This is a genomic window from Paraflavitalea soli (genome assembly GCF_003555545.1).
GTDB classification, from domain to species: domain Bacteria; phylum Bacteroidota; class Bacteroidia; order Chitinophagales; family Chitinophagaceae; genus Paraflavitalea; species Paraflavitalea soli.
On sequence record NZ_CP032157.1, the window covers coordinates 5,478,075 to 5,501,769 of the forward strand.

General features: G+C 47.2%; 20 protein-coding genes. 10 read left to right on the forward strand and 10 right to left on the reverse strand.

The genetic code is table 11. The annotated features are described in order from the left end of the window. Positions 1-29: 29 nt before the first annotated feature. The 3 genes from D3H65_RS20570 (at position 30) to D3H65_RS20580 (ending at position 3,023) form a co-directional block, all read left to right on the forward strand. Positions 30-1,604 carry a glycerol-3-phosphate dehydrogenase/oxidase gene (locus tag D3H65_RS20570; RefSeq protein WP_119052115.1) on the forward strand — a complete coding sequence of 525 codons (1,575 nt, stop codon included), beginning with the start codon at positions 30-32 and terminating at the stop codon, positions 1,602-1,604. Between the two features lie 113 nt (positions 1,605-1,717). Beyond that, positions 1,718-2,431 carry an MIP/aquaporin family protein gene (locus D3H65_RS20575; RefSeq protein ID WP_119052116.1) on the forward strand — a complete coding sequence of 238 codons (714 nt, stop codon included), beginning with the start codon at positions 1,718-1,720 and terminating at the stop codon, positions 2,429-2,431. A gap of 73 nt (positions 2,432-2,504) precedes the next feature. Beyond that, complete coding sequence (locus D3H65_RS20580) at positions 2,505-3,023, forward strand: RidA family protein (protein WP_119052117.1); 519 nt, start codon at positions 2,505-2,507, stop codon at positions 3,021-3,023. An 8-nt stretch (positions 3,024-3,031) separates the two neighbouring features. On the opposite strand, the gene D3H65_RS20585 is transcribed toward D3H65_RS20580, so the two are convergent. Next, a complete protein-coding gene (locus D3H65_RS20585; RefSeq protein WP_119052118.1) occupies positions 3,032-4,210 on the reverse strand; it encodes an aspartate aminotransferase family protein in 1,179 nt (392 codons plus the stop codon). Positions 4,211-4,335: 125 nt separating this feature from the next. Here D3H65_RS20585 and D3H65_RS20590 point away from each other — a divergent pair, with 125 nt between their 5' ends. Continuing rightward, complete coding sequence (locus tag D3H65_RS20590; RefSeq protein ID WP_119052119.1) at positions 4,336-4,869, forward strand: gamma carbonic anhydrase family protein; 534 nt, start codon at positions 4,336-4,338, stop codon at positions 4,867-4,869. Between the two features lie 303 nt (positions 4,870-5,172). Further along, positions 5,173-5,505: a hypothetical protein gene (locus D3H65_RS20595; RefSeq protein ID WP_119052120.1), complete on the forward strand. Its 333-nt coding sequence runs from the start codon at positions 5,173-5,175 to the stop codon at positions 5,503-5,505. A 276-nt stretch (positions 5,506-5,781) separates the two neighbouring features. On the opposite strand, the gene rsgA is transcribed toward D3H65_RS20595, so the two are convergent. The 5 genes from rsgA to D3H65_RS20620 all read right to left on the reverse strand — a co-directional run bounded on the left by rsgA (position 5,782) and on the right by D3H65_RS20620 (position 10,572). After that, on the reverse strand, positions 5,782-6,708 hold the full coding sequence (gene rsgA / locus D3H65_RS20600; RefSeq protein ID WP_119052121.1) for a ribosome small subunit-dependent GTPase A: 927 nt from the start codon (positions 6,706-6,708) through the stop codon (positions 5,782-5,784). 64 nt (positions 6,709-6,772) lie between these two features. After that, the gene (locus D3H65_RS20605) at positions 6,773-7,780 is read right to left on the reverse strand and encodes a vWA domain-containing protein (RefSeq protein ID WP_119052122.1); all 1,008 of its coding nucleotides are present in this window, start codon (positions 7,778-7,780) and stop codon (positions 6,773-6,775) included. 3 nt (positions 7,781-7,783) lie between these two features. Continuing rightward, positions 7,784-8,629 carry a BatD family protein gene (locus D3H65_RS20610; protein ID WP_119052123.1) on the reverse strand — a complete coding sequence of 282 codons (846 nt, stop codon included), beginning with the start codon at positions 8,627-8,629 and terminating at the stop codon, positions 7,784-7,786. 69 nt (positions 8,630-8,698) lie between these two features. Then, a complete protein-coding gene (locus D3H65_RS20615) occupies positions 8,699-9,574 on the reverse strand; it encodes a DUF58 domain-containing protein (RefSeq protein ID WP_119052124.1) in 876 nt (291 codons plus the stop codon). Beyond that, entirely contained in the window at positions 9,571-10,572 is a 1,002-nt protein-coding gene (locus tag D3H65_RS20620) for an AAA family ATPase (protein WP_119052125.1), read from the reverse strand. The genes D3H65_RS20615 and D3H65_RS20620 overlap by 4 nt, the downstream gene beginning before the upstream one ends. Before the next feature lie 178 nt (positions 10,573-10,750). Between D3H65_RS20620 and D3H65_RS20625 the strand changes: the two genes are divergently transcribed. After that, positions 10,751-11,185: a lipocalin-like domain-containing protein gene (locus D3H65_RS20625; protein WP_119052126.1), complete on the forward strand. Its 435-nt coding sequence runs from the start codon at positions 10,751-10,753 to the stop codon at positions 11,183-11,185. A 74-nt stretch (positions 11,186-11,259) separates the two neighbouring features. Here D3H65_RS20625 and D3H65_RS20630 read toward each other — a convergent pair whose 3' ends face one another. Further along, entirely contained in the window at positions 11,260-13,002 is a 1,743-nt protein-coding gene (locus D3H65_RS20630) for an NAD+ synthase (protein WP_119052127.1), read from the reverse strand. A gap of 143 nt (positions 13,003-13,145) precedes the next feature. Between D3H65_RS20630 and gldB the strand changes: the two genes are divergently transcribed. Beyond that, the gene (gene gldB, locus D3H65_RS20635) at positions 13,146-14,189 is read left to right on the forward strand and encodes a gliding motility lipoprotein GldB (RefSeq protein ID WP_119052128.1); all 1,044 of its coding nucleotides are present in this window, start codon (positions 13,146-13,148) and stop codon (positions 14,187-14,189) included. A 127-nt stretch (positions 14,190-14,316) separates the two neighbouring features. On the opposite strand, the gene D3H65_RS20640 is transcribed toward gldB, so the two are convergent. Further along, positions 14,317-14,796, reverse strand: coding sequence for a YcxB family protein (locus D3H65_RS20640; RefSeq protein ID WP_119052129.1), 480 nt, complete (start codon positions 14,794-14,796; stop codon positions 14,317-14,319). Positions 14,797-14,866: 70 nt separating this feature from the next. Between D3H65_RS20640 and D3H65_RS20645 the strand changes: the two genes are divergently transcribed. Next, the gene (locus D3H65_RS20645) at positions 14,867-15,925 is read left to right on the forward strand and encodes a hypothetical protein (RefSeq protein ID WP_119052130.1); all 1,059 of its coding nucleotides are present in this window, start codon (positions 14,867-14,869) and stop codon (positions 15,923-15,925) included. Continuing rightward, positions 15,891-18,302: a nitrogenase component 1 family protein gene (locus tag D3H65_RS20650; protein ID WP_162915741.1), complete on the forward strand. Its 2,412-nt coding sequence runs from the start codon at positions 15,891-15,893 to the stop codon at positions 18,300-18,302. The genes D3H65_RS20645 and D3H65_RS20650 overlap by 35 nt, the downstream gene beginning before the upstream one ends. 249 nt (positions 18,303-18,551) lie before the next feature. Here D3H65_RS20650 and D3H65_RS33445 read toward each other — a convergent pair whose 3' ends face one another. Continuing rightward, positions 18,552-18,677 (reverse strand): hypothetical protein, encoded by a 126-nt coding sequence (locus D3H65_RS33445; RefSeq protein ID WP_262707688.1) that lies wholly within the window; start codon positions 18,675-18,677, stop codon positions 18,552-18,554. Positions 18,678-19,003: 326 nt separating this feature from the next. After that, positions 19,004-22,387 (reverse strand): vitamin B12-dependent ribonucleotide reductase, encoded by a 3,384-nt coding sequence (locus tag D3H65_RS20655; protein WP_119052132.1) that lies wholly within the window; start codon positions 22,385-22,387, stop codon positions 19,004-19,006. A gap of 524 nt (positions 22,388-22,911) precedes the next feature. Here D3H65_RS20655 and D3H65_RS20660 point away from each other — a divergent pair. Next, the gene (locus D3H65_RS20660; RefSeq protein WP_119052133.1) at positions 22,912-23,661 is read left to right on the forward strand and encodes a DUF2490 domain-containing protein; all 750 of its coding nucleotides are present in this window, start codon (positions 22,912-22,914) and stop codon (positions 23,659-23,661) included. Positions 23,662-23,695: the final 34 nt, after the last annotated feature.

Consider the following 23,695-nt stretch of genomic DNA (forward strand, 5'->3'; position numbering starts at 1 on the left):
TTGCAACGTGAACATGTAATAAGTATTCAATGAACCGCAAACAACAGATAGAACAACTCGAAGCGAATAGTGCTCCCTGGGACATTATTATTATCGGTGGCGGCGCCACGGGTCTCGGCGCAGCAGTAGATGCTGCCGCACGCGGCTACCGTACCATTCTTTTTGAACAGGCCGATTTTGCCAAAGGCACTTCTTCCCGCTCTACCAAACTGGTGCATGGCGGCGTACGTTACCTGCAGCAAGGCAATATTAAACTGGTGATGGATGCATTGAAAGAAAGGGGCATCCTCAAACAGAATGCACCCCACCTGGTGAAAAACCAGTCGTTTATCGTTCCCAATTATAAATGGTGGGAAGGTCCTTATTATGGTCTTGGTTTAAAGGTATACGACTGGATGAGCGGTAGCCTCGGACTGGGCACCTCTGCCTGGCTGTCCACAGAAGAAGTATTGGAACTGGCCCCTACCCTCGATACAGAAGGGCTGCGGGGTGGCGTACTATACCACGACGGTCAGTTTGATGATGCCCGGTTGGCCATCAACCTCGCGCAGACGGCCGTAGAGCAAAACGGTGTTATCCTGAATTATTTCAAGGTAACGGGACTTTTAAAGACACAGGATAAAATGGCTGGCGTGCAGGTGAAAGATGAGGTGACGGGCAAGACCTATGAAGTACAGGGCAAGGTAGTGATCAATGCCACCGGGGTATTCTCTGACGCAGTACAACAAATGGATGACGCGCAGAAGCCTACCAGCATTGCCCCCAGCCAGGGCATTCACGTAGTGCTTGACAAAGAATTCTTACCGGGCGAAGCCGCCATCATGATCCCGCATACCGACGATGGCCGTGTATTGTTTGCTGTACCCTGGCACCAGAAAATTATAGTAGGTACTACAGATACCTCGGTTGATCATATCTCAGATGAACCGATAGCGCAGGAAGATGAGATACAATTCATCCTGGAACATGCGGCACGTTATCTTACCAAAGATCCCACGCGGGAAGATGTGAAGAGCATTTTTGCCGGCCTGCGGCCATTGGTGAAAAGCACGGCTAAGAAGACAGCCGAAATATCGCGCGATCATTCGATCCTTGTTTCAGACAGCGGGCTGGTCAGCATCCTGGGTGGTAAGTGGACGACCTACCGTAAAATGGCGGCGGATGTGATCAATATCGCTGCTGTGCAAGGTGCCCTGGCATACAAAGAACCGGTAACAAAAGACCTCGCTATCCATGGCGCCATGCCTACTACGGATTATTCCACCGCAGATTATTATTATGGCACTGATAAAGCTGGTATTGAAAAGCTGGTAGCAGGCCAGCCGGAACTAGGCGTCTTGTTGCATCCCAGCCTGCCTTATAATAAGGCCACCATCATATGGGCTGTACAGGAGGAAATGTGTATGACCATTGAAGATGCTTTAAGCCGCCGCACCAGGGCTTTGCTGCTTGATGCCAAAGCAGCCATAGAAGCAGCCCCCCTGGTGGCAGCACTCATGGCAGCTGCCATGAATCAAGGTGCGGATTGGATACAGGAACAACTGACAACCTTCTATGCTATAGCCAACAATTATTTACCTGAAAAGGCAAAAAGTGAGTTGTGAGTGGTCAGTAGTGAGTATCACTCAGCTGTCGGCGAGTGAGCCGCCCTTAGCGTGCGACCCACCCTCCGACAAACCAACGATTACTTTAAACCTTCAACCTTCAAAACTTCCATATGAATGTATTTATTGGTGAGTTTATCGGCACCATGCTCCTGATCATCCTCGGAAACGGGGTGGTAGCCAACGTATTGTTGAATAAGACCAAGGGCCAGAACAGCGGCCTTATTGTAATAGCTTTTGGATGGGCCATTGGCGTATTCGTAGGTGTATATGCCTCGCTGAAGCTGGGCGGCAGCGGACACCTGAATCCTGCGGTAACACTGGCGCTGGCTTACCTGGAAGAATTTCCCCGGCAAAATGTATTGACCTATATCCTCGCACAATTGAGCGGGGCCATTGCAGGCGCCATCATCATGTGGCTGGCCTATCGCCAGCATTTTCAGCAAACGCAGGATGGCGATGCCAAGCTGGCCGTATTCTGCACAGGTCCAGCTATTCGCAGTACCCCCAATAATATCATTACAGAGATCATTGGCACTTTTGTGTTGATGCTGGGCGCCCTGTTATTTATAAAGCCCGAAAATAGCCTTGGAACACTGGAAGCGTTGCCGGTAGCCCTGCTGGTATTGGGCATTGGCGTATCGCTGGGCGGCCCCACAGGTTATGCCATCAATCCCGCCCGCGACCTTGGCCCACGTATAGCGCATTTTATATTGCCTATTCCCCAAAAAAGGAACAGCGACTGGACTTATTCCTGGATTCCCATCATAGGGCCTATTGTTGGCGCCCTATTGGCAGCCATGGTATTCAAATACTTTTTATCCTGATATTTGTATGGGAAGGGTCATCTGTAAAGCGGCCCCTCCTTTCATTTAATCTTAACCCCGCACAAGCACGTTTATGAAAAAGCTCTTCTTTATTTTTATGATCTCTAATATGGCAATCGGTATGCAGGCACAGGATATAGAACAAAAACTAAAAGAAAAAGGGATCGTATTAACTACCCCTTCAGCACCTATTGCTAACTATGTAAATGCAGTGCGGGTGGGCAACCTGCTCTACCTATCCGGCAAAGGCCCTACCAAAACAGATGGTACTACGGTGACCGGTAAAGTAGGTGAAGATATCACTATAGAAGAAGGCTACCAGGCAGCCCGGCTTACGGGAATCAATCATTTATCAGTAATAAAGGCAGAACTGGGCAACCTCAATAAAGTAAAACGCATTGTAAAAGTGCTGGGTATGGTGAACTGTAAGAGCACATTCGCCGACCAGCCCAAAGTGATCAATGGCTATTCCGACCTGATGGTAGAAGTATTTGGCGATAAAGGCAAACACGCCCGCTCGGCCGTTGGCGTCAATGCACTGCCCGGCAATATGAGTGTGGAAGTGGAAGTGATCGTTGAAATTGAACCATAGTCTATCGTCTATCCGCTGATCGCCGCTATGATCACCTTGCAGGCCCGCTTAATTTCTTTGGGTGATATGGTAAGCGGCGGCACAATACGCATGCATTGGGGCGCAAACAGGAACCAGTCGGTCAACACCCCATTGGCAATACAGGCATCAATGATCCGTTTGTTGGTGTCGTAGCTATCAAATTCCACCGCCATCATCAGTCCGTTGGAACGAACCTCCTTAATGGCCGGATGTTTCAATAGTTTCAGGAACAGGGCTTCTTTTTGCTGCACTTCCTGCACCAATGTTTCTTTCAACAATACTTTCAGGGCCGCAAGACCGGCGGCACAACATACGGGATGACCACCAAAGGTGGTGATATGTCCCAGTACAGGATTATCGGCCAGGTGGCCCATTACCGATTGGTTGGCTATAAAGGCGCCCAGCGGCATACCGCCTCCCAATGCCTTGCCCAGCAACAGCACATCAGGGGTAATATTGAACTGTTCAAAAGCCCATAAGGTACCGGTACGGCCAAAGCCGGTTTGTATTTCATCCAGTATAAGCAGGGTGCCTGTTGCTGTACATTTTTTGCGCAGGGCCTGCATCCATGCTTTGGCGGGGGTAAATACGCCACGCTCTGCCTGTACAGGCTCGGCAATTACACAGGCGGTACGCTCCGTAATAGCCTCAATAGCTTCCATAGAACCATGGTCCAGGTGCCATACGTCGGGCAGCAAAGGACGGAAAGCCTGCCGCCAATATTCATCACCGATGATGCTGAGGGCGCCCTGGGTAGAGCCATGGTAACTTTGTTTGAAAGCAATGATCTGGGTCCTTCCGGTAGTCCGTTTGGCCAGTTTCATGGCGCCTTCTACCGCTTCGGCTCCTGAATTGGTAAAAAATACCGAATTCAGCGACCCCGGGAGGTGGTTGGTGATCAGCTTAGCATATTGTACCTGGGGTGATTGGACCAGTTCGCCATATACTAATAAATGGAGGTATTCATCCAATTGCTTTTTAATGGCTTTAACCACGCGGGGATGACGATGGCCCACATTGCACACGCTGATGCCCGCGATCAGGTCTATATATTCCTTGCCGTCGGCATCCCACAGCCGGCTCCCTGCTGCTTTCACAATTTCCAGCGCCAGGGGGGCGGTGGAGGTTTGGGCTACATGGCGGAAAAACAATTCCCGTTGATTCATGGCGCAAAGATACTGGTTACAGAAGAGTTGACAGGCTGATAGGTTAGAAGAGTGGAAAAGGGTGAAGGGTTTAGTATATTTGTATAAGCACAAAACAATATTCCAAATACCATAAACTTTAAGCTATGCCTGTCATATTACATGTAGATGGAACCTACCCCACTTTTGGTGAAAATACCTTTATAGCTCCCAATGCCACCATCGTAGGTGATGTGGTGATGGGCAATGATTGCAGCATCTGGTTCAATGCCGTAGTGCGCGGAGATGTGAACAGCATCCGCATGGGCAATAAAGTAAATATCCAGGATGGTGCAGTGATCCATTGCACCTATAAGAAAACACAGACCATCATTGGCAATAATGTATCCGTTGGCCACAATGCCATTATACATGGCTGCACTATCCACGACGATGTACTGGTAGGCATGGGCGCCATCATCATGGACAATGTGATCGTAGGAAGTCATAGCATTATTGCAGCTGGTGCAGTGGTGTTGGAAGGTACCCAAATACCCTCAGGAACGATCTATGCAGGAGTGCCCGCCAAAAAAGTTAAAAATATTGACGAATCTCAAATTCATGGTGAAATAGACAGAATAGCAAACAATTACATTCGCTATGCCGACTGGTTTCGTGACCAGGTAGAGCAGGAAAAATAGGGTACCTATTGCAACAACCGAATATTATATATAGCTTTAAAAAGCGTTTAAAATCCACTGCAATCCTGTTATGAAAATCCATCAAATTGTAATCGTTTTAGCCTGCTCAATCATCATCCTGTGTGGCAGTTCCTGTAGTCTCTTTGGCCCTAAATCCGGTTGCCCTTCCAATGGAAAGAATGTAGGAGCAGAACGAATACTTAGTGGAGAAAAGGTACCGAAGGCAAGAAAATTCAAGGCTTAATTTCCCATTTACGAGAATAACTTTTCGTACCCTTTAGATAACAATTAAATCCATACTGTATGAGCCTAACGCTACGTACCGACTTCGGCTGCACCGAAGCGATCATAGATGACGATTGCGGTCTTAAACGCTTTTATGAAGTGGCCAACATTCTCTCCGATGACCTGGAAATCCGCTTCACACAAAAACAGGATGACTTTGATACCTTAACCTGGAACTTCCTGTACAAAAGTCACATCTTAACCCTTCATTACAACATTTACACAGGCATCTCCATCTACCCCTTCAAGTTTCGCGAAGCACCCCGAAAGGACAACGATGCGGTAGTAGAAGTAGCTAATTTCCTGGAGAATAAATTACTGGTGCATAGAGCAAGAAGATTTGTGTCTTAAATACCTGCAAAGGTTTGTTCGATCGTACCCTTGTCTTTTTACTCATCGCATTACCCTTGCCGTAGTAATAAATAATTGCCGGTGATGAGCCGCCTTGTATGGACGTTTCATCACCCGGCTGAAATCACCAGCGTTGGCTTACCATACAGTTTTACTTCTGAAACAAAAAGAGGTTGTTATTTATTTAACAACCTCTTCGTAGTTTATGTCAGGCTGAGTTTATCGAAGCCGCCTTCGACAGCCCTTCGACAAGCTCAGGGTGACAGTCGACAGTCATTAATACCCTTTCTCGTCAATTGACTCCAGTATTTTATAGTAGCTAAAAAAGCGGTCTTCGTTGATGATCCCATCTTCTACGGCTTTCTTCACAGCACATCCCGGCTCGTCGATGTGGAGGCAATTGTTGAAATGGCAATCGTTGATGCGCTTGGCCATTTCCGGGAAATAATGGGAAAGTTCCTGTTTGGAAATATCTACCAGGCCAAACTCGCGCATACCCGGTGTATCAATGATCCTGCCACCAAAAGGCAGGTCAAACATTTCAGCAAAAGTAGTGGTGTGCATACCCTTGCCACTCCAGCCGCTGACATCCTTTGTTTTCAGGTTCAGCTCCGGAAAAATGGCATTGATAAAGGTCGATTTACCTACCCCCGAATGCCCGCTCATAAGAGTTGTCTTGTCGGTGAGGATGCTTTTTACCTCCTGCACACCTTCGTCTTTAGGCAAGGACATCAGCAAAACGGTATAGCCAATGTCGGTGTACATTTTGTGCATGGCTTCGTATTGCTCCTGCTCTTTCTTCTTATACAGATCGGCCTTGTTGAACACGATGATGGCCGGAATATGATAAGCCTCGCAGGTAACCAGGAAACGGTCAATAAACCCCTGTGAGGTTTTAGGATCCTTCAGAGTGGCAAACAATACGCTCTGATCGAGATTGGAAGCTACAATATGATGCTGATGTTTATGCGAGGGCGATTGCCGGGTGATGTAGTTTCTGCGGGGCAGAATATCGGTGACCATCATGGTGCCTTCGCCTTCATTTTCTGTTTCCACCACCACCTCATCACCTACTGCAATAGGGTTGGTAGAAGTAATACCATCAATTTTAAATATCCCTTTGAGGCGGGCATTCAACACCTTCCTATCTTCGGTTTTCACCACATACCAACTGCCTGTAGACTTGTATACCAGTGCTTTCATGGTCTGGACCTGGATTTGCAGGATTTGATGGATTTATAGGATATATACAACTGACAATTACTCATTAAGGGAATTTTTTAAATAAGGTATAGCGAAGTATCATTTCCAGCAAAAGTAAGACAGCGGCCGCCAATGCGAAGGGAAAGTATCGTTCTGTATAGCGTTTTAAGGTAGTTACCTCTATTTTTGACTTCTCCAGCTTATCAATTTCGCGATAAATATTCTTTAGGCTTTCATTGTCCCTGGCCCTGAAATAAAGGCCGCCTGTTTCTTCCGCAATCAGGCGCAGCAGCTTTTCATCGATGTTCACCTTCTGCTGCCGCATTACGGCGCCACCCATACCATCAGGTACCGGCACAGGCGCATAGCCATCTGTTCCTACCCCGATGCTATATACCCTGATATTGTGCGCTTTGGCCATGTCCTTGCCTACCAGCGGCCCTATCAGCCCGCCCTGGTTCTCTCCATCGGTGAGCAGGATAATGATCTTTGTTTTGGCGGGAGAGCTCTTTAAACGGTCTACACTTACCCCCAGCCCATCACCGATGGCGGTACCATCTTCCAGCAGTCCGCGTTGAATATTGAATATCTGCGATTTTAAGATCGACTTATCGGTAGTGAGGGGCACCAGGGTAAAGCTCTCTCCGGAGAAGATCACCACCCCAATACGGTCAGTGGGACGCAGGTCCACAAAGTCGGCAGCCAGGGCCTTGCTGGCCTCCAGCCTGTTGGGAAGCAGGTCTTGCGCCGCCATGCTACCACTGACATCCAGACATAAAACAATGTCAATGCCTTCACCCATTTTCAGCTCTTCATCATTGCGCGTTTGCGGGCGTGCGAGGGCAATGATGAGGCTGCCTACGGCCAGCAACCGGAATACCAGCAATGCATGGCGGAAGGTCTTCTTCCAGGAGCTGGTTTGCTTAATGAATGCTACAGAAGACACCACCACGGTGCCCTGCTGCTTAGCCTGCCGGGTAATGTACCAATAGATCATCAGGGGCAGCAGCAGCAACAGGCTGAAAACCCAGGGATAGGCAAAATCAATATGTTGTAACCAGTCGTATAACAAAACTTAAGCGATATTATTGAGTGTTTTAATGGCAGTTTCAATGATCGTAAAATTCTTCTCATTGTCTGCAATACCCGGTTCATAACGGGCAAACTTTACAAAGTCGGCCATCCGCAAAGCATCTGACAGCGCCTGGAAATACTCTTCATGCATCCGCTGTTTCTTTAAGGCAATGATCAGTTCCTCATTGGTCTTTTCGCGGGAAGCGATATTCAATTTACGCTGTACAAATACCCGCAGAATATCGTTAAGCCCGGTATAATATTCTTTGATGGCCCCTTTATGCGGAAGGTCTTTTTGCCTGAGTGCTTCCAATGCCTGCATGGCTTCCTCAAAAGGTGTTAGTTTCACTGCCACCGGCACTGCTACAGGTATCGCTTTTTTCTTCCGGTACAACAACAGGACCAGGATAACAATGGCTACCAGGGTCACCGCCCCGATTATCCAGGGAATATAATTGGTGTCGGTATTGGGAACGTCCTCAATTTCCTTGATGTCTTTATAGTCCGCCGAAAGATCAGCATTGGCATACGTGACCTGTACGCCCAGGGAGTCGGAATAATAGGTTTTACCGCCCACCTTCATCGATAAGATGGGTATTTGCCAGTAACCGGAATCGTAACTGGTAATGACCAATTGCTGTACCCATTTTTTCCCATCCACACCTTCTACGGTATCTATCTTTCCTTTGTCCAGGAATTCGAAGTGGGGTAAGGTATCAAGGTTGAACCAGCTCAGGTCTTCGCCCAGCGGGGCCCGTACATCCAGGGTGAGTACGATGCTATCGCCCACCAATATTTTATCGCGGTCAATAGAAGCTTTTACCAATACCTGTGCATTTGTTCCCACCGAACAAACGAGTAGACAGATCCCAGCTATTATATATCGTACAAACCGGCTCATGTATGATTTAGTCCATTACTTATTACGGCCAATAAAGAATTTCTGTAACACCTTCACATAGTCTTCGTCTGTGCGTATATGCAACAGGTCACTGCCGGCATGTGTGAAAATGCTCTTGCAATAGTTCGTATGCTGGAAGAAAGCTTCCTGGTATTGTTTCCGCACGGAAAAGTCGCTGGTGTCGATCAATTGCTGCTCTCCCGTTTCCGCATCCTTCACTTGCATCAATCCCGCATCAGGCAATTGCATATCCAGCTTATCGTATACCTTGATCCCTACCAGGTCATGCTTTTTACCTGCCACTTTAAGGTCATCATTAAAATCATTGTCCAGGAAATCACTCAGCAGGAAAGCGATGCATTTCTGCCGGGTAGAATTGTTGAAGCGGCGCAGGGCCTCCCCTATTTTGGTGCCTTTTTTGGAAGGCTCCATAGTAAGCAAGGTGCGTACCATATACAGTACATGATCGCGGCCTTTTTTGGGGGGAATGAACTTTTCAACGCTGTCGCTAAAGAAGATCAATCCCACTTTATCATTGTTGCTGATGGCGGAAAAAGCCAGTACAGCCGCCATTTCCGTGATCATATCTTTCTTGCGTGCATGGGTGGTACCCACCAGTGAACTGGCGCTTACATCTACCATCAGCATTACCGTCAATTCCCGCTCTTCTTCAAACACTTTGCTATAGGGGTGATTAAAACGGGCCGATACATTCCAGTCGATAAACCGTATATCATCGCCCGCATGGTAATCCCTCACCTCTTTAAACAGCATGCCCCGGCCCTTAAAAGCGCTGTGGTATTCACCGGTAAAAATATGCCGGGTGAGCTTCTTGCTTTTAATTTCCAGCTCGCGGACCTTCTTTAATATTTCGGCTGTCGTCAGGCTCATGGCACAGGAATTACGCGCAGAATATCATCAATGATCGCTTCTACATTCACGTTTTCGGCCTCCGCTTCATAGGTCAATCCCAGGCGATGCCTCAACACATCTTTGGAAATGCTGCGTACATCTTCCGGAATTACAAAACCACGTTTACTGAGGAAGGCCTGCGCTTTGGCTGCCAGGGCCAGGTTGATGCTGGCGCGTGGTGAGCCGCCATAGGCGATCAAAGGCTTCAGTTTATCGAGTTTGTAACGCTCTGGGAACCGGGTAGCAAATACAATATCCAGGATATAATTTTCTACTTTCTCATCGAGGTAGATCTGCCTCACGAGGTCGCGGGCCTGGAGTATTTCCTGCATGGAAACTACCTGCCCTACTTCCGGTGGCCGGAGGCCCATCACATTCTGCCGTATAATGATCTGCTCTTCTTCTTTGGTGGGATAATCAACGATCACTTTCATGATAAAACGGTCCTGCTGGGCTTCCGGCAGGGGATAGGTTCCCTCCTGCTCCAGGGGGTTTTGCGTAGCCAGTACCAGGAAAGGTTCATCCAGTTTATAAGTCGTATCGCCAATCGTTACCTGCCGTTCCTGCATCGCTTCCAGCAGGGCACTCTGCACTTTTGCCGGGGCCCGGTTGATCTCATCGGCCAGGATGAAGTTGGCAAATATGGGGCCTTTCCGCACCATAAATTCATTCTTGGGCTGGTTGTATATCATGGTACCGATCAGATCGGCAGGCAGCAGGTCGGGCGTAAACTGGATACGGCTGAACTTTGCATGGATAGCCTGGGCCAGTGATTTAATGGCCAGTGTTTTAGCCAATCCGGGCACCCCTTCCAGCAGCACGTGTCCATTGCTCAGGAGCCCTATCAGGAGCCTGTCGAGCATGGTATGCTGACCAATGATCACCCGCGCCGTTTCGTCCCGCAGGCGGTCGATAAACGTGCTGTGGTATTGGATCTTATCGTTTAGTTGACGAATATCGTCGGCAGTAGCCACCATATTAAACATTTATTATGAACGATTGATAATCAGGATATGAAAATACGAACAAAGCCGATGCAAGTTACTTGCCAACTTATGAAAAGCCTTTAAAAAGGCCAAATAAGTACCCTGAAAAACAATAAAATAGCTCGTAAGCCGTTCTTGGGGAACGATATTACTCACCAAAATCCAACGAATGAAAAAGACCTCTATCCGCCTCGTATTAGCCATTGCTTTCTCAGCAATGTTATTTACCGCTTGTAAGAAAGACAAGGACGAAGCTGTAGCCGCCAGCAAGGAAAACCTGATCGGCAGTTATAAGCTCACAGAAGCCAGAGCTAAAGTCCTCACCCAGGATCTTGATGTTTTGGACACTTATGTGGAAGCCTGTCAGAAGGACGATGTGTATGTATTGAATGCTGACTTTACTGCTAAAATCAAAGACGAAGGCACTAAATGCGGTAATGGCGAAGGCTATACCAGCTCCTGGGAATTAGATGGCAATTATATTGACATCGATGGTTACTCAGGCAATATTAAGTCGTTTGATGGCAAGACCCTGGTGATAGAAGCAAGTGGTACACAAAGCGGCATCACCGCTACACTCACATTCAAATTCGCCAAACAATAAGGTTACTTTCTACTTGAAAAATAAAGGCCCGTGCATGTGCATGGGCCTTGTTCTTTTATACAATGCAATAACTTTTAAGACAAGTACTTTCCAACGATCGGCATCCGCCTGCCCACACCAAATGCTTTGCAGCTTACCCGGATAATGGGGCAAAACTGGTTGCGTTTGTATTCATTCGTATTCACCATTTTCAATATCCTGCTTACCAGCGCTTCATCGATACCCATGGCAATGATCTCTTTGGGTCCCTGCCTTCTTTCAATATACTGGTACAGTACTTTGTCGAGCAAGGGATATTCAGGAAGGCTATCACTGTCCTTTTGATCGGGGCGCAATTCGGCTGAAGGGGCTTTATAGATAATGTTCTCCGGTATCACCATCCCGTTGCGGTTGATGTACCGGGCCAGCGCATATACCTGCATTTTATACACATCACCCAACACACTCAAGCCGCCCGCCATATCGCCATACAAAGTACCGTAGCCTGTCGCCAGTTCACTCTTATTGGAGGTATTGAGCAGGATATACCCAAACTTGTTGGCGATGGCCATCAGCAAGTTGCCCCTGGTGCGGCTTTGTATATTCTCCTCCGCGAGACTGAATGGAAGGTCTTTGAAAACCGGTTTCAGTGAGGTAAGGAACGATTCAAATACGTCCTTGATAGGTATGGTATCGTAAGGATTGCCCAGCGTTTTGCTCAGCTGTTCGGCATCACTCACCGAATGATCGGTAGAATATTGGGATGGCATGAGAATGGCCCGTACGTTCTCTTTTCCCAGGGCCTCGCAGGCCAGCGCCAGGGTAACGGCGCTGTCAATACCACCTGATGAACCCAGGATGGCCTTACTGAACCCCATCTTACGGAAATAATCACGGATACCCAGTATCAGCGCCTGGTGTATTTCCTTGATGTTCTTTTCGGCAGTGAGGTAGTCAATGATCTGTTCCGGATCACTGATCTTTGACACCCGCATATCTTTATCGAAGTCTGAAGCATGCAGGCCGGAGTTCTGATTTACTCCAGGCTCCCGACTCCCAACTCCAGACTCTTTACTATTGTAATCAGGTTCATCGAATATGGCAAAGTCTTCTTCAAAGAACTTCATCTCTTTCACCAGCTTGCCCTGGGCATCCATCACCACGCTGCCACCATCAAATACAATTTCCGTTTGTGAGCCTACTGCATTGCAATAGAACATAGGCAATTTGTATTTCAATACATTGGCGCGGATGATCTCCATACGGTCTACATCATGGTCATAGTCGAAGGGGGAAGCCGAAATATTGATGATCAGGTCTGGCTGTTGCTTGATCAGCACATCCATGGGCGCCATGCGGTACAGGGGATTGTCGCCCAGGTTCCAGATATCCTCGCAAACCACAAGGGCAATCTTTTTTCCTTTGAAGGGGATCACCGCATGTTGGTAGCCGGGTTCGAAGTAGCGGTATTCATCAAACACGTCATAGTTTGGCAATAAGGTCTTATGGGCTACGCCGTGCACTTTCTTTTCATACAGTAACCAGGCAGCATTGAACAGATCTTTGCCGGCTATCTCGGGATTGCGCATGGGGCTGCCTACAATGACCCCAATATCTTCCGTATGCTCCTTGATAATGTCGAGGGCACGGTAACATTCATTAATAAAATCGTTGAATTCCAGGAAGTCGCGGGGTGCATAGCCGCATACACTTAACTCGGAAAATACCACCAGGTCTGCCCCCCGGGATTTCGCATATTGAATAGCACCAATTATTTTCCAGGTATTGTCTTCAAAATTGCCGATGTGATAATTCTGCTGAGCTAATGCAATCTTCATATAGGCAAATTTACACAATGTAGCCGTAGGCACAACATTTTGAAGGCCTTACGGCTATATCGCAAAAGACTGCAAATTAACGATGTATAAGAAATTTTAAGATTATGTTTACAACATAATTCCAACTCAAACGTTTGTCACACATGAAGAAAACGGGATTCATTGCCATATTGTTATGCACCTTGTTTGCCTGCGGCGATAAAAATACCCCGGATGTATCCGGCATAAAAATAGACTTGCAGGCCGAACGTTTTGACCAGGATTTCTTCGCCCTGGATACTAACCACCTGATGCCTTCCCTACAGGAACTGTCGAAAAAGTACCCCCACTTTATGACTGATTACTTTCAGGGCATCATGGGCTTGCCGCCATTCTCTGACAGCACCACCGGAGCCATTCCATTGATGAAACAATTCATACGGGATTATACGCCGGTAAAAGAGGCTGTCAATAAAACCTTTTCTTCTACCCGTAGTATTGAAGCGGAGATAAAGAAGGGGTTACAATTTGTGAAATACTACTTCCCGGAATACAAAGCGCCTACCCGCCTTATCTTTTTTATTGGCCCGATGGATGCCTTCGACCAGGCTTCTTTAGGCGTCTATGGGGATGTTCTCAGGCCTGATCAGTGGATCGGCGTAGGTCTCCAACTTCACCTCGGCAAGGATTATGAATTGTATACCAGCGAAATGGGACGCTCTTTATACCCAGCCTATATTTCCCGTCGTTTTACACCGGAATATATACCGGTCAACTGCATGAAAACCGTGATCGATGACCTCTACCCCGAAAAGATTGGCGGTAAAACACTGGTAGAACAAATGGTAGAAAAGGGAAAACGCCTGTATGTGCTGGATAAATTGATGCCTACAACCCCCGACACGCTTAAAATTGGCTATACCGACTTTCAGCTGCAAGGATGTTATAAGAATGAAGGAAGAATATGGAACTTTTTCCTGGTCAACAGCCTGCTCATGAATAATGAACCCGAATTGCTGAAAAGCTTTATGGCAGATGGCCCGAATACACGCGAACTGGGAGAAGGCTCACCGGGCTTTATTGGGCTGTTTACCGGATGGCAGATCGTTAAGAAGTATATGGCCAAAAACCCCGATCTGAAACTGCCTGCCCTGCTGAAAACCCCGGCCATGGATATCTACCAGCAAAGCAAATACAAACCAAACTAGAAAGGAGTATCCAGAAGCCAGAATCCAGTATATAGAATTTCCAGTTGTAACAGGCTGAGAAATGGCCTATACCTAATGCCGCGCTTATGCTTCTGTATTCTGGATTCTGACTTCTATATTCTTCTCCTCACTTCTTCCCCAGTTTCTTGCGCAGCAGTTCCCGTGCTTCCTGTACTTCTGTAATATCCAGGAAGGCATCTTTGGGCACCAGGAAGAAAGAGCGCGGGTCGAAATACAGGTGAAAGAAATAATGGCTTTCTACAAAATGACTGAAAGCGTTCCAGGGCCAGCCTTTGGAGCCCCGCTCGGTTTCCAGTACCACCATATCTTCCTCGAAATGCATGATAAAATGATCTTTGAAAGTGGCTGACCGGCGGTAAATGCTGCCCGGCAATATGCGCCAGATGACCAGCATCAGGATAAACCACAGGATGGAAAAGGCCAGGAAAGACAAGGCCTGGATATATTTCATGGCGTACATCACCGCCGACAGGATGGCAAACATATTCACGAAAACCAGTAATATCTTGATCTCAGGGCGCATCAGAAAGTGATAACGCAGGGCCTGCACTACTTCCTTTTTATTGTAACCAAATTGGATCGTCATTCATTCAATGTTAAGGCGGTAAAAATAAGGAATAGAAGGTATACCACAGTTCCCATAATTTTGAAACCGCATGAAAAGCAATCTCACATCGTGTTTACTGATCGTTCTGCTGCTGGCCGCCTGCCGGCAGGCCAATCAGCCACATACCATCACCCGGGGATTTTATTACTGGAAATCCAATGTCGATCTGAACGCCTCCGAAAAGAATGCACTGGACACACTACAGGTGAAAAAACTCTACATCAAGTTCTTTGATGTAGTATGGGACCCAACCGGGCTGCGACCCATGCCGGTAGCCAAGGTTCAATTGTCCGATAGCACAAGCATCTGGCTATCCCGTCACCCTGTAGAGATCATCCCCACGGTATTCATCACCAACGAATGCATGCAGCTTATCGATAGCAGTAATGTGGCTATCCTTGCTGATCGCCTGCACGACCTGATGGCAGCCATCGCCAACCAATTGCCTGATAACAGTTCCATTCATGAAATTCAGCTCGACTGCGATTGGACAGCCACCAGCAAAAACAATTACTTCTCCTTATTAACCCGCTTACAGGCGCTTCCATTCTTTCAGCAAAAGGAGGTTTCAGCCACTATCCGCCTGTATCAATGTAAATACAAACAGAAAACCGGGGTGCCACCTGTTGGCAGGGGGTTGCTGATGTGCTATAATATGGGCAATCTGAAAAGTCAGCATACGCGCAACTCCATTCTGGAAGCCGCGGAACTGGAAAAGTACATCGGTAACCTGCAGGAATACCCTTTGCCGTTGGATGTAGCCCTGCCTTTGTTTGACTGGAAAGTGTTGTACCAGGACCACGCTTATAAAGGACTGATACAGGGATTGCCCGATTCTTTATTGCAACAGAAAGGCATATCCCGGAAAACAGGTAGTAATACCTTCACGATATTACTGGATACTATATTGAATGGTTATCCGTTGAAAAAAGGAGACGATATCCGGCAGGAAGATGCTAGTTTTGCAGAGATCATGCAAGCCACCCGGTTACTCAGATCAAAGCTGGTTACTCCGAAGATTACTGTAGCACTTTTTCACCTCGATTCATTAACACTTCATAAGTATTCAACGTATGAACTGGAAGAAATTTTCGATAGTCTGCATTAACATTGCCTGCCTCGCTATGCCTTATAATATTATTGGTTGCGCCAGCGACGATCCCGATCCTTATGATTATTATGTTTCTTTTTTCAATAAGAACAATACCGAGGTGAAGGGGTATGAGCCTTTCTATTATACCAACTACCGATTTTTATACCATGAAGAAGAACCCGTAAGCACTTCAGATATTACCTCTGCCGAATGGGTAGGGTATGGCAGCAACAGCTTTACCACCAAAGATGCCAGGGCATTTATAGTAGACTATGCCCGCAAAGACCTTTCCAACCTGTATTTTCACCTGGAGAAAAGTCAGCCTTTACAGCTACCCGATTCTGTAAACAACAACGGCATGACCAAATTCTTCATGACGGGCAAAGACCTGGAAGCACTGGGTTATATCATGTATGCCAAACAGGTGGAGCCGAATGTGACTGGTGGCTGGACCTCCTGGGATCCCATTGAACGCGATACTGCTAAAATGGGCAAGTTGATCAAAAACGGACAGCAGTTACATGCCGTGGCAAAGAACAATGCTATTAAATTAAGATTTGCCTACCAGGTACTCAGGCTGGCGCATTATAGCAAGCGTTATGCAGAATGCTTACGGTTGTATGATGAACTGGTGAAGCCCAATACAACACCGAGTGTTTTACAGGATCTATGTGTAGGCTTGAAAGCAGGCGCCCTCATGCGACTGGACCGGAAAGCGGAAGCTGCCGTTATCTTCAGCCAGCTTTTCAGTAAAAGTGAATTGAAGCGGGTATCCAATTACATGAGCTTCGACTGGTGTGTAAAACGCTTTGACGAACCCAACCGCAATGCCTGCCTGGCGCTTTGCAAAACCAATGAAGACAAAGCCAACCTGCTGGGGCTTTTTGCACTCGGCAGCAACAGGGATGAACTTACCGCCCTCAAAAAAATATACCAGTTATCACCCAATGCGGCCTTGCTGGAGATCCTCACCATCCGGGAAATGAATAAACTGGAAGAGTATTATTTTACCCCGGCCCTGCAATTTGAGAAAGGCGCCAAACAGGCTTCTATTAATTATAATACCATCGACCGCAACGATACTACCTATATAGCTTTTGGTAAGGAAACCAAAGAGATGGTAGCATTCTGTCAACAAGCAATTTCTAACAAAGCGGTAAATAACAAAGGCCTGTATGCCCTGGCCGCGGCCCACGCCGCCCTCATTAGTGGCGATTATGCCAATGCCCGGAAGTTGCTGGACGATGCAAAAAAACTGAAGTTAACTTCCAAACTGCAGGATCAGTGGGCCATGAGCAACCTGCTGCTCACCATCAATACCAAAGAGAATATAGATGTGGTTTTTGAGAAGCAGTTATTGCCTTCCCTGAAATGGCTGGAGAAGAAAGCAGCGACCGATGAGGAATATGCCCGGTTCTACCGTCGCCTCTTTACCGATGTATTGAGCGCCAAATACAAAAAGACCAGCAATGCCAAAGAAGTACTTTGTATTGGCGTGGCCGACTGGATCAATAAGGAATACGTAAAAGATGGCTGGGGTTATTTCGGACCTGGTGCATTGACCATTCTGCGTTATCAAATGACCGCCCCACAGGTGGAGCAATTGATCCAATTGGTGGAATCAAAAAAGCTGAGCGATTTTGAGCAGTACCTGGTTACCCACAATTCTTTTTCCAAAGATGATGTAAACGATGTAGCCGGTACTACCTGGCTGCGCCAGTTTGATTTTGCCACTGCGGAGAAATGGTTTGCCAAAGTAAGTCCGGCTTATTATAAACAAGACCCGTATACCACTTACCTGGCCGGCAATCCTTTTGCCGACCTCATTGAGGATACCCATGCTCCTACCAAACAGGATACGGTGAAGTACACCAAGCTCAGCTTTGCCCGAAAGATGTGGGGCTTGGAGCAGGAAGCAAAGACCATGAAAGAGCCAGACAGACAGGCCAAAGCCTATTATGAACTGGCCAAAGGCCTTTATCAGATGAGCTATTGGGGCAATAGCTGGCTGCTGGTGCATTATGACTGGAGCGGCAATGATGGCCTGCATGGGGCCAATGACCTGCAGCCCGGCGACAAAGAATATTATGGGGTATACAAAGCAGAAGAATATTACAAGAAGGCCTTTGATCTGTCTACCGACAAAAACTTCAAGGCACGCTGCCTGTTCATGATGGCCAAATGCGACCAGAAGCAAATACCTGTGCCTTCTTATTCGCAGTATAAGGATTACTCCGATTACGAGAATGCCCAGAAAATTTATAGTAAGAACATCATGACCAATAAGGAGCGTTTCCCCATCCTGGCCAAAGAATACAGCACTACTGCCTTCTACAAACAGGCATTTAATACCTGTAGCTACCTGAAAGATTTTGTGACAAAGAAGAAGTAGGACCTATTTGTCAGCCTGTTGAAGACGGCAGTCAGGGTGGGTCGCCCTCCGGGGGCGGCTCACCCGATCTAAAGGAGCCTGTCGAAGGCCGCCCATATACAGCTTATAATCAAAAGCCCCCCGTTGTAACGGAGGGCTTTCTTTTTAAACAAATTCCCGCTGTTTTATCCCCCAACGGAAAAATGCAATAAAGTGAGATCCCTGTGACTGTGTGTGAACTGTGTTAGAACCGCAACCTCCAAGACTCCTCTAACGTAATCCACGACCGCACTTGGCCTTGCCATTAGCAGCCTGGAAAGGAGTGATAAAACGATTACAAGAAGTAGCAACGAGCATGGTAATGATGGCAATAGCCAGGATTGATTTCTTTGTCATAAACGTCCAGAATTATTTTTGAACAAGCGTTAAACGAATGAGTGAATCAAAATCGTACTGGGGAGATGTCAAAACGATGCCAACTTTTTGGGCGCCCGTGTCAGGAAATCTAAATACCTGAGTTCCTTTCAGTTCGATGCACCCATTTGATATACGTCAAACCTGCCCTACCCAGATTCTTTTCCCGCCAGGGGAAAGGCCTGGGAAAAAAGGAATAAAAAAAATCCGCCCATGGAAATGAGCGGATGAAGTTTATGTTTTAATAAACCGTCCAATATGTTGAACCCTTCCATCCCTCAATGGCGGGAAAGGCCGGGAAATAAGACTTAGCTACAACCCATACTGTTACCACAGTTCAGGCATTTATAGCAGGTACCGCTGCGGATGGTGATATGACCACAGGTATTACAGGCGGGCGCATCACTTTGCATGCTCTTGGCAGCTGCATTCACAGCATCCATGCTTGCTTCTGCTTTAACAGGGCGATAAGATGACTTTACTGGTTCTGATTCCGCTGGCTTGCCACTCTTAGGGCCTGCCACGATCCGTACATCACTCAACTCAGGCGTTTGCTTATCATATTCCAATGAGGTAGGAATTTCATCCCAGTCATCCCTTCCGGTATTCAGTACTTCCGGTTTGTCGAGTACATGTACCAGGTCCGTACGGCCCAGGTATTCATACGCCAGTGCACGGAAGATGAAGTCTACAATAGAAGTAGTGCTCTTGATATTCGGGTGATCCACCATTCCAGCGGGCTCAAACCTGGTGAATACAAACTTCTCTACAAACTCTTCCAGCGGCACACCATATTGCAAACCGATAGAGATGGAAATGGCAAAGCAGTTCAGCATGCTGCGCATGGTAGCTCCTTCTTTGGCCATATCGATGAAGATCTCTCCTACCGTTCCATCAGCATACTCGCCCGTGCGCAGGAACATGGCCTGTCCATTGATCTTGGCTTTTTGGGTAAACCCTCTGCGTTTGGCGGGTAAAGTTCTGCGCTCTACGATAGAGGCCAGGTCGCGCTTCAGTTTTGTATCAGGAGAGGCCTGCACCCGTTTTTGTACTTCTTCCAGCAGTTCGTCGATCGTCAGTTTGCCCATGTCTACAATATGCGACTGAGCTATTTCAGCTGGGGTACTAACTTCTTCCATCTTCCCGTCTTCCGGACTTTCGGACTTTTTCTTCTTATCGCTCTTATTGCTCAACGGCTGGCTCAGTTTGGAACCATCGCGGTACAATGCACAAGCTTTCAGACCCAGCTTCCAGCTCATCATATAAGAATCGGATATCTCTTCTACATTGGCCTCATTGGGCAGATTGATCGTTTTGGAGATCGCTCCACTCAGGAAAGGCTGTGTACCTGCCATCATGCGGATATGACCATGGGCATGAATATAACGCTGTCCTTTCTGACCGCATTTGTTGGCGCAGTCAAATACAGACAGGTGTTCCTGTTTCAGGTAAGGAGCGCCTTCCACCGTCATCGTGCCACATACATAGTCATTGGCCGCATCTATCTGGTCATCCGAGAAGCCCAGTGCTTCCAGCAGGCTCCACTCGAAGTTGAAATATTGTTCGGGTTTGAAACCAAGGCGCTGCAAACACTCTTCGCCCAGGTTGTATACATTGAATACAAATCCGATCTCAAAAGCAGAACCTACAGCGGCATCCAGCTTCTTGATCTCGTCTGCAATAAATCCTTTTTCACTCAGCGTCTGGTGATTGATATGCGGTGCCCCGGCGAAAGTGCCTGCACCTACTGCATACTTTACAATGCTATCAATTTCTTTGGCCTTGTAGCCCAGGTTCTTTAAGGCTGCAGGAACAGATTGGTTGATGATCTTGAAATAACCACCACCGCTCAGCTTCTTGAATTTCACCAGCGCAAAGTCGGGCTCTACCCCGGTGGTATCGCAATCCATCACCAGGCCAATGGTACCGGTAGGCGCGATAACCGTGGTCTGCGCATTGCGGTAGCCATATTTTTCACCCATTTGCACGGCATCATCCCAGGCTTTGGTAGCTGCCGTGAGGAGGTAAGCCGGGCAATACTGTGCTTTGATGCCCACCGGCTTGATGCTTAATTTTTCATACTCGCTGGCATCATACGCGGCCAGACGGTGATTGCGCATTACCCGCAGCATATCCTGCTTGTTCTCTTCATACTTCGCAAAAGGCCCTAATATAGAGGCCAGCTCTGCGGAGGTCTTGTACGCAATACCCGTCATGATTGCCGTGATAGCGCCGGCAATACCACGGGCTTCTTCGCTGTCATAGGCAATTCCCATTACCATCAACATAGAACCGAGGTTGGCATAACCAAGACCCAGTGTTCTGTAATCGTAGCTAAGCTGGGCTACTTCTTTGGAGGGGAATTGTGCCATCAGTACGGATACTTCCAACACCACTGTCCACAGACGGCAGGTGTATTCAAAGCCTTCTACATCGAAGGTGTTGGTAGCTTCATCATAAAACTTACGGAGATTGGCAGAGGCAAGGTTACAGGCCGTATTATCTAAGAACATATACTCGCTGCACGGATTGGAAGCATTGATGCGTCCCCCCTGCGGGCAGGTATGCCATTCATTAATGGTAGTGTCGTATTGAGTGCCAGGGTCGGCGCAGCGCCAGGCGGCATAAGAGATCTGGTTCCACACTTCTTTGGCGGGGATCCGCTTCATCACGCGTCCATCCGTTCTTGCCTTCAGTTCCCAGTCAAGACCAGCTTCCAGCTTCTCAAAAAACTCATTGGGTATGCGTACAGAGTTATTGGAGTTCTGTCCACTCACCGTACGATAAGCTTCTCCTTCATAATCACTGGAATAGCCGGCATTGATGAGGGCCGCTACTTTCTTTTCTTCTTCTACTTTCCAGTTGATGAAGTCCATGATCTCCGGGTGATCCAGGTCCAGGCATACCATTTTGGCAGCCCGGCGCGTAGTACCGCCGCTCTTGATGGCACCGGCCGCACGGTCACCTATTTTAAGGAAACTCATCAACCCGCTGGAGGTGCCGCCGCCACTCAGCTTTTCACCCTCACCCCGCACCTGCGAGAAATTGGTACCTACACCACTGCCATATTTAAAGATGCGGGCTTCCCGTACCCAAAGGTCCATGAGACCACCGTCATTAACGAGGTCATCACTTACACTTAATATAAAACAGGCATGTGGTTGGGGGCGCTCATAAGCAGAGGTGGATTTCTTCAGCTCTCCGTCTTTTTCGTCTACAAAATAATGTCCCTGGGGTTTGCCGGTGATGCCATAGCTTTCATGCAATCCGGTATTGAACCATTGGGGGCTATTGGGAGTACAAGCCTGATTAATAATACAATACACCAGCTCCTCATAAAATACCTGTGCATCCTTGGAAGAGGCGAAATAGTTATAGCGCTCGCCCCACACCCGCCAGCAATTGGCCATACGGTGCGCTACCTGTTTGATAGAGGTCTCACGACCTGAAGATCCATCTGCCTGGGGAACACCTGCTTTGCGGAAATATTTTTGTGCGAGAATATCAGTAGCGATCTGGCTCCACTGCTTCGGTACTTCTACATTGGTCATTTCAAAAACAACCTCCCCACTAGGGTTTCGGATTACCGACGATCGATAATCATACTCAAACTGGTCAAACACACTAATATCATCACGGGTAAAACGACGGCTGAACTGTAAGCCTTTTGGAGATTGCTTCTTACTAGTCATAAGGTTAGTAATTAATGAATATACAATTAATAAAAACTGTTGCTATCAGTGTTAGATCAGGGTAGGAGGAAACGAAAATATCTTCCTCAACCCACATTACCATCTTGCTTTTTTGCACATCAGTGTGGAAAAATGTCATAGTTCACACTGGTATTGAATTCCTTGATCTTTTGCACACAAAACATAATTTCAGGATAACTTTTATTTGGTTTAGAACGATAAAAAAATTATGTTGAAAGTGAGGCCAGCACCGTAAAATCACTGTTTAGCCAACGTACATTTTCGAAAAGAAAAGACCGAAGAAAAGTCTGGAAGTCGGTTGATCCGAAAGTCCGTATGTACTACAACCTTTAGACTCAAATGTTCTTCCAACATATAGTCTTTCTACCTCATCGGCTTTTCATTTTTTATTATCTTTCCGACTTACAGACTTTCCGTCTTTCTGACTTATTCTTAACAGCATTTTAATACATTGATCAATTTTCATTTCACTGCTTTGCGCCTTTTATTGTTTTTTTGCAAGCATGAACTACAGGTACTTTTTCATCATCGCATTGCTGCTGCTCAGTATGGACCGCGTTACCGCCCAAACCCAACTAACCGGTTGGCTGGCGGATTTTAATACACTCAAAATCAATACCAGATTAAGCATTCAGTCTGACTTCCAGTTAAGAAGCAGTGACCAGGTGGAACATGTCCAAACCTTGCTGTTACGGGCAGGCCTTAATTATCATGTCAACAAGAAACTGGTCCTTACCGGTGGGTATGCGTTTATCCATAACCGAAGAGTGATATCCGGAGTAAGTGGGTATGCTCCTGAACACCGCCTGTGGGAGCAATTGCTGTTTACCCATCCCCTGGTGGTAGGTTCCGGCGTTCATGCCAAAAAAGGCACCCTGGCACACCGATTGCGGTTGGAACAGCGGTTCATTGCCAAATCTTTCGTTATGCATAATGAATTGAAGAATGAGGGCAATGTTTATTCTAACCGGTTACGGTACTTTATCCGGAATATAACCCCCCTCGTTCCCTGGCCGGCTTCCGGCAAAGCCCCTTTCCTGGCCCTGCAAAATGAGGTGTTTGTGAACATAGGCGACAAATCGGGAGTCAATGGGGAGTTCTTTGATCAGAACCGGGCTTATATCGCCCTGGGCTACCGGTTTGCCAGGCAATTCGACGCAGAATTTGGTTATATGAACCAATATATCAATGGCCGGGGAAAAGCTTTTTCCAACAACCACATCGTTCAGGTAGCCACTTACGTACGTTTATAAGTGATTATCCACATCCCTAATTAACTGCGTGAAA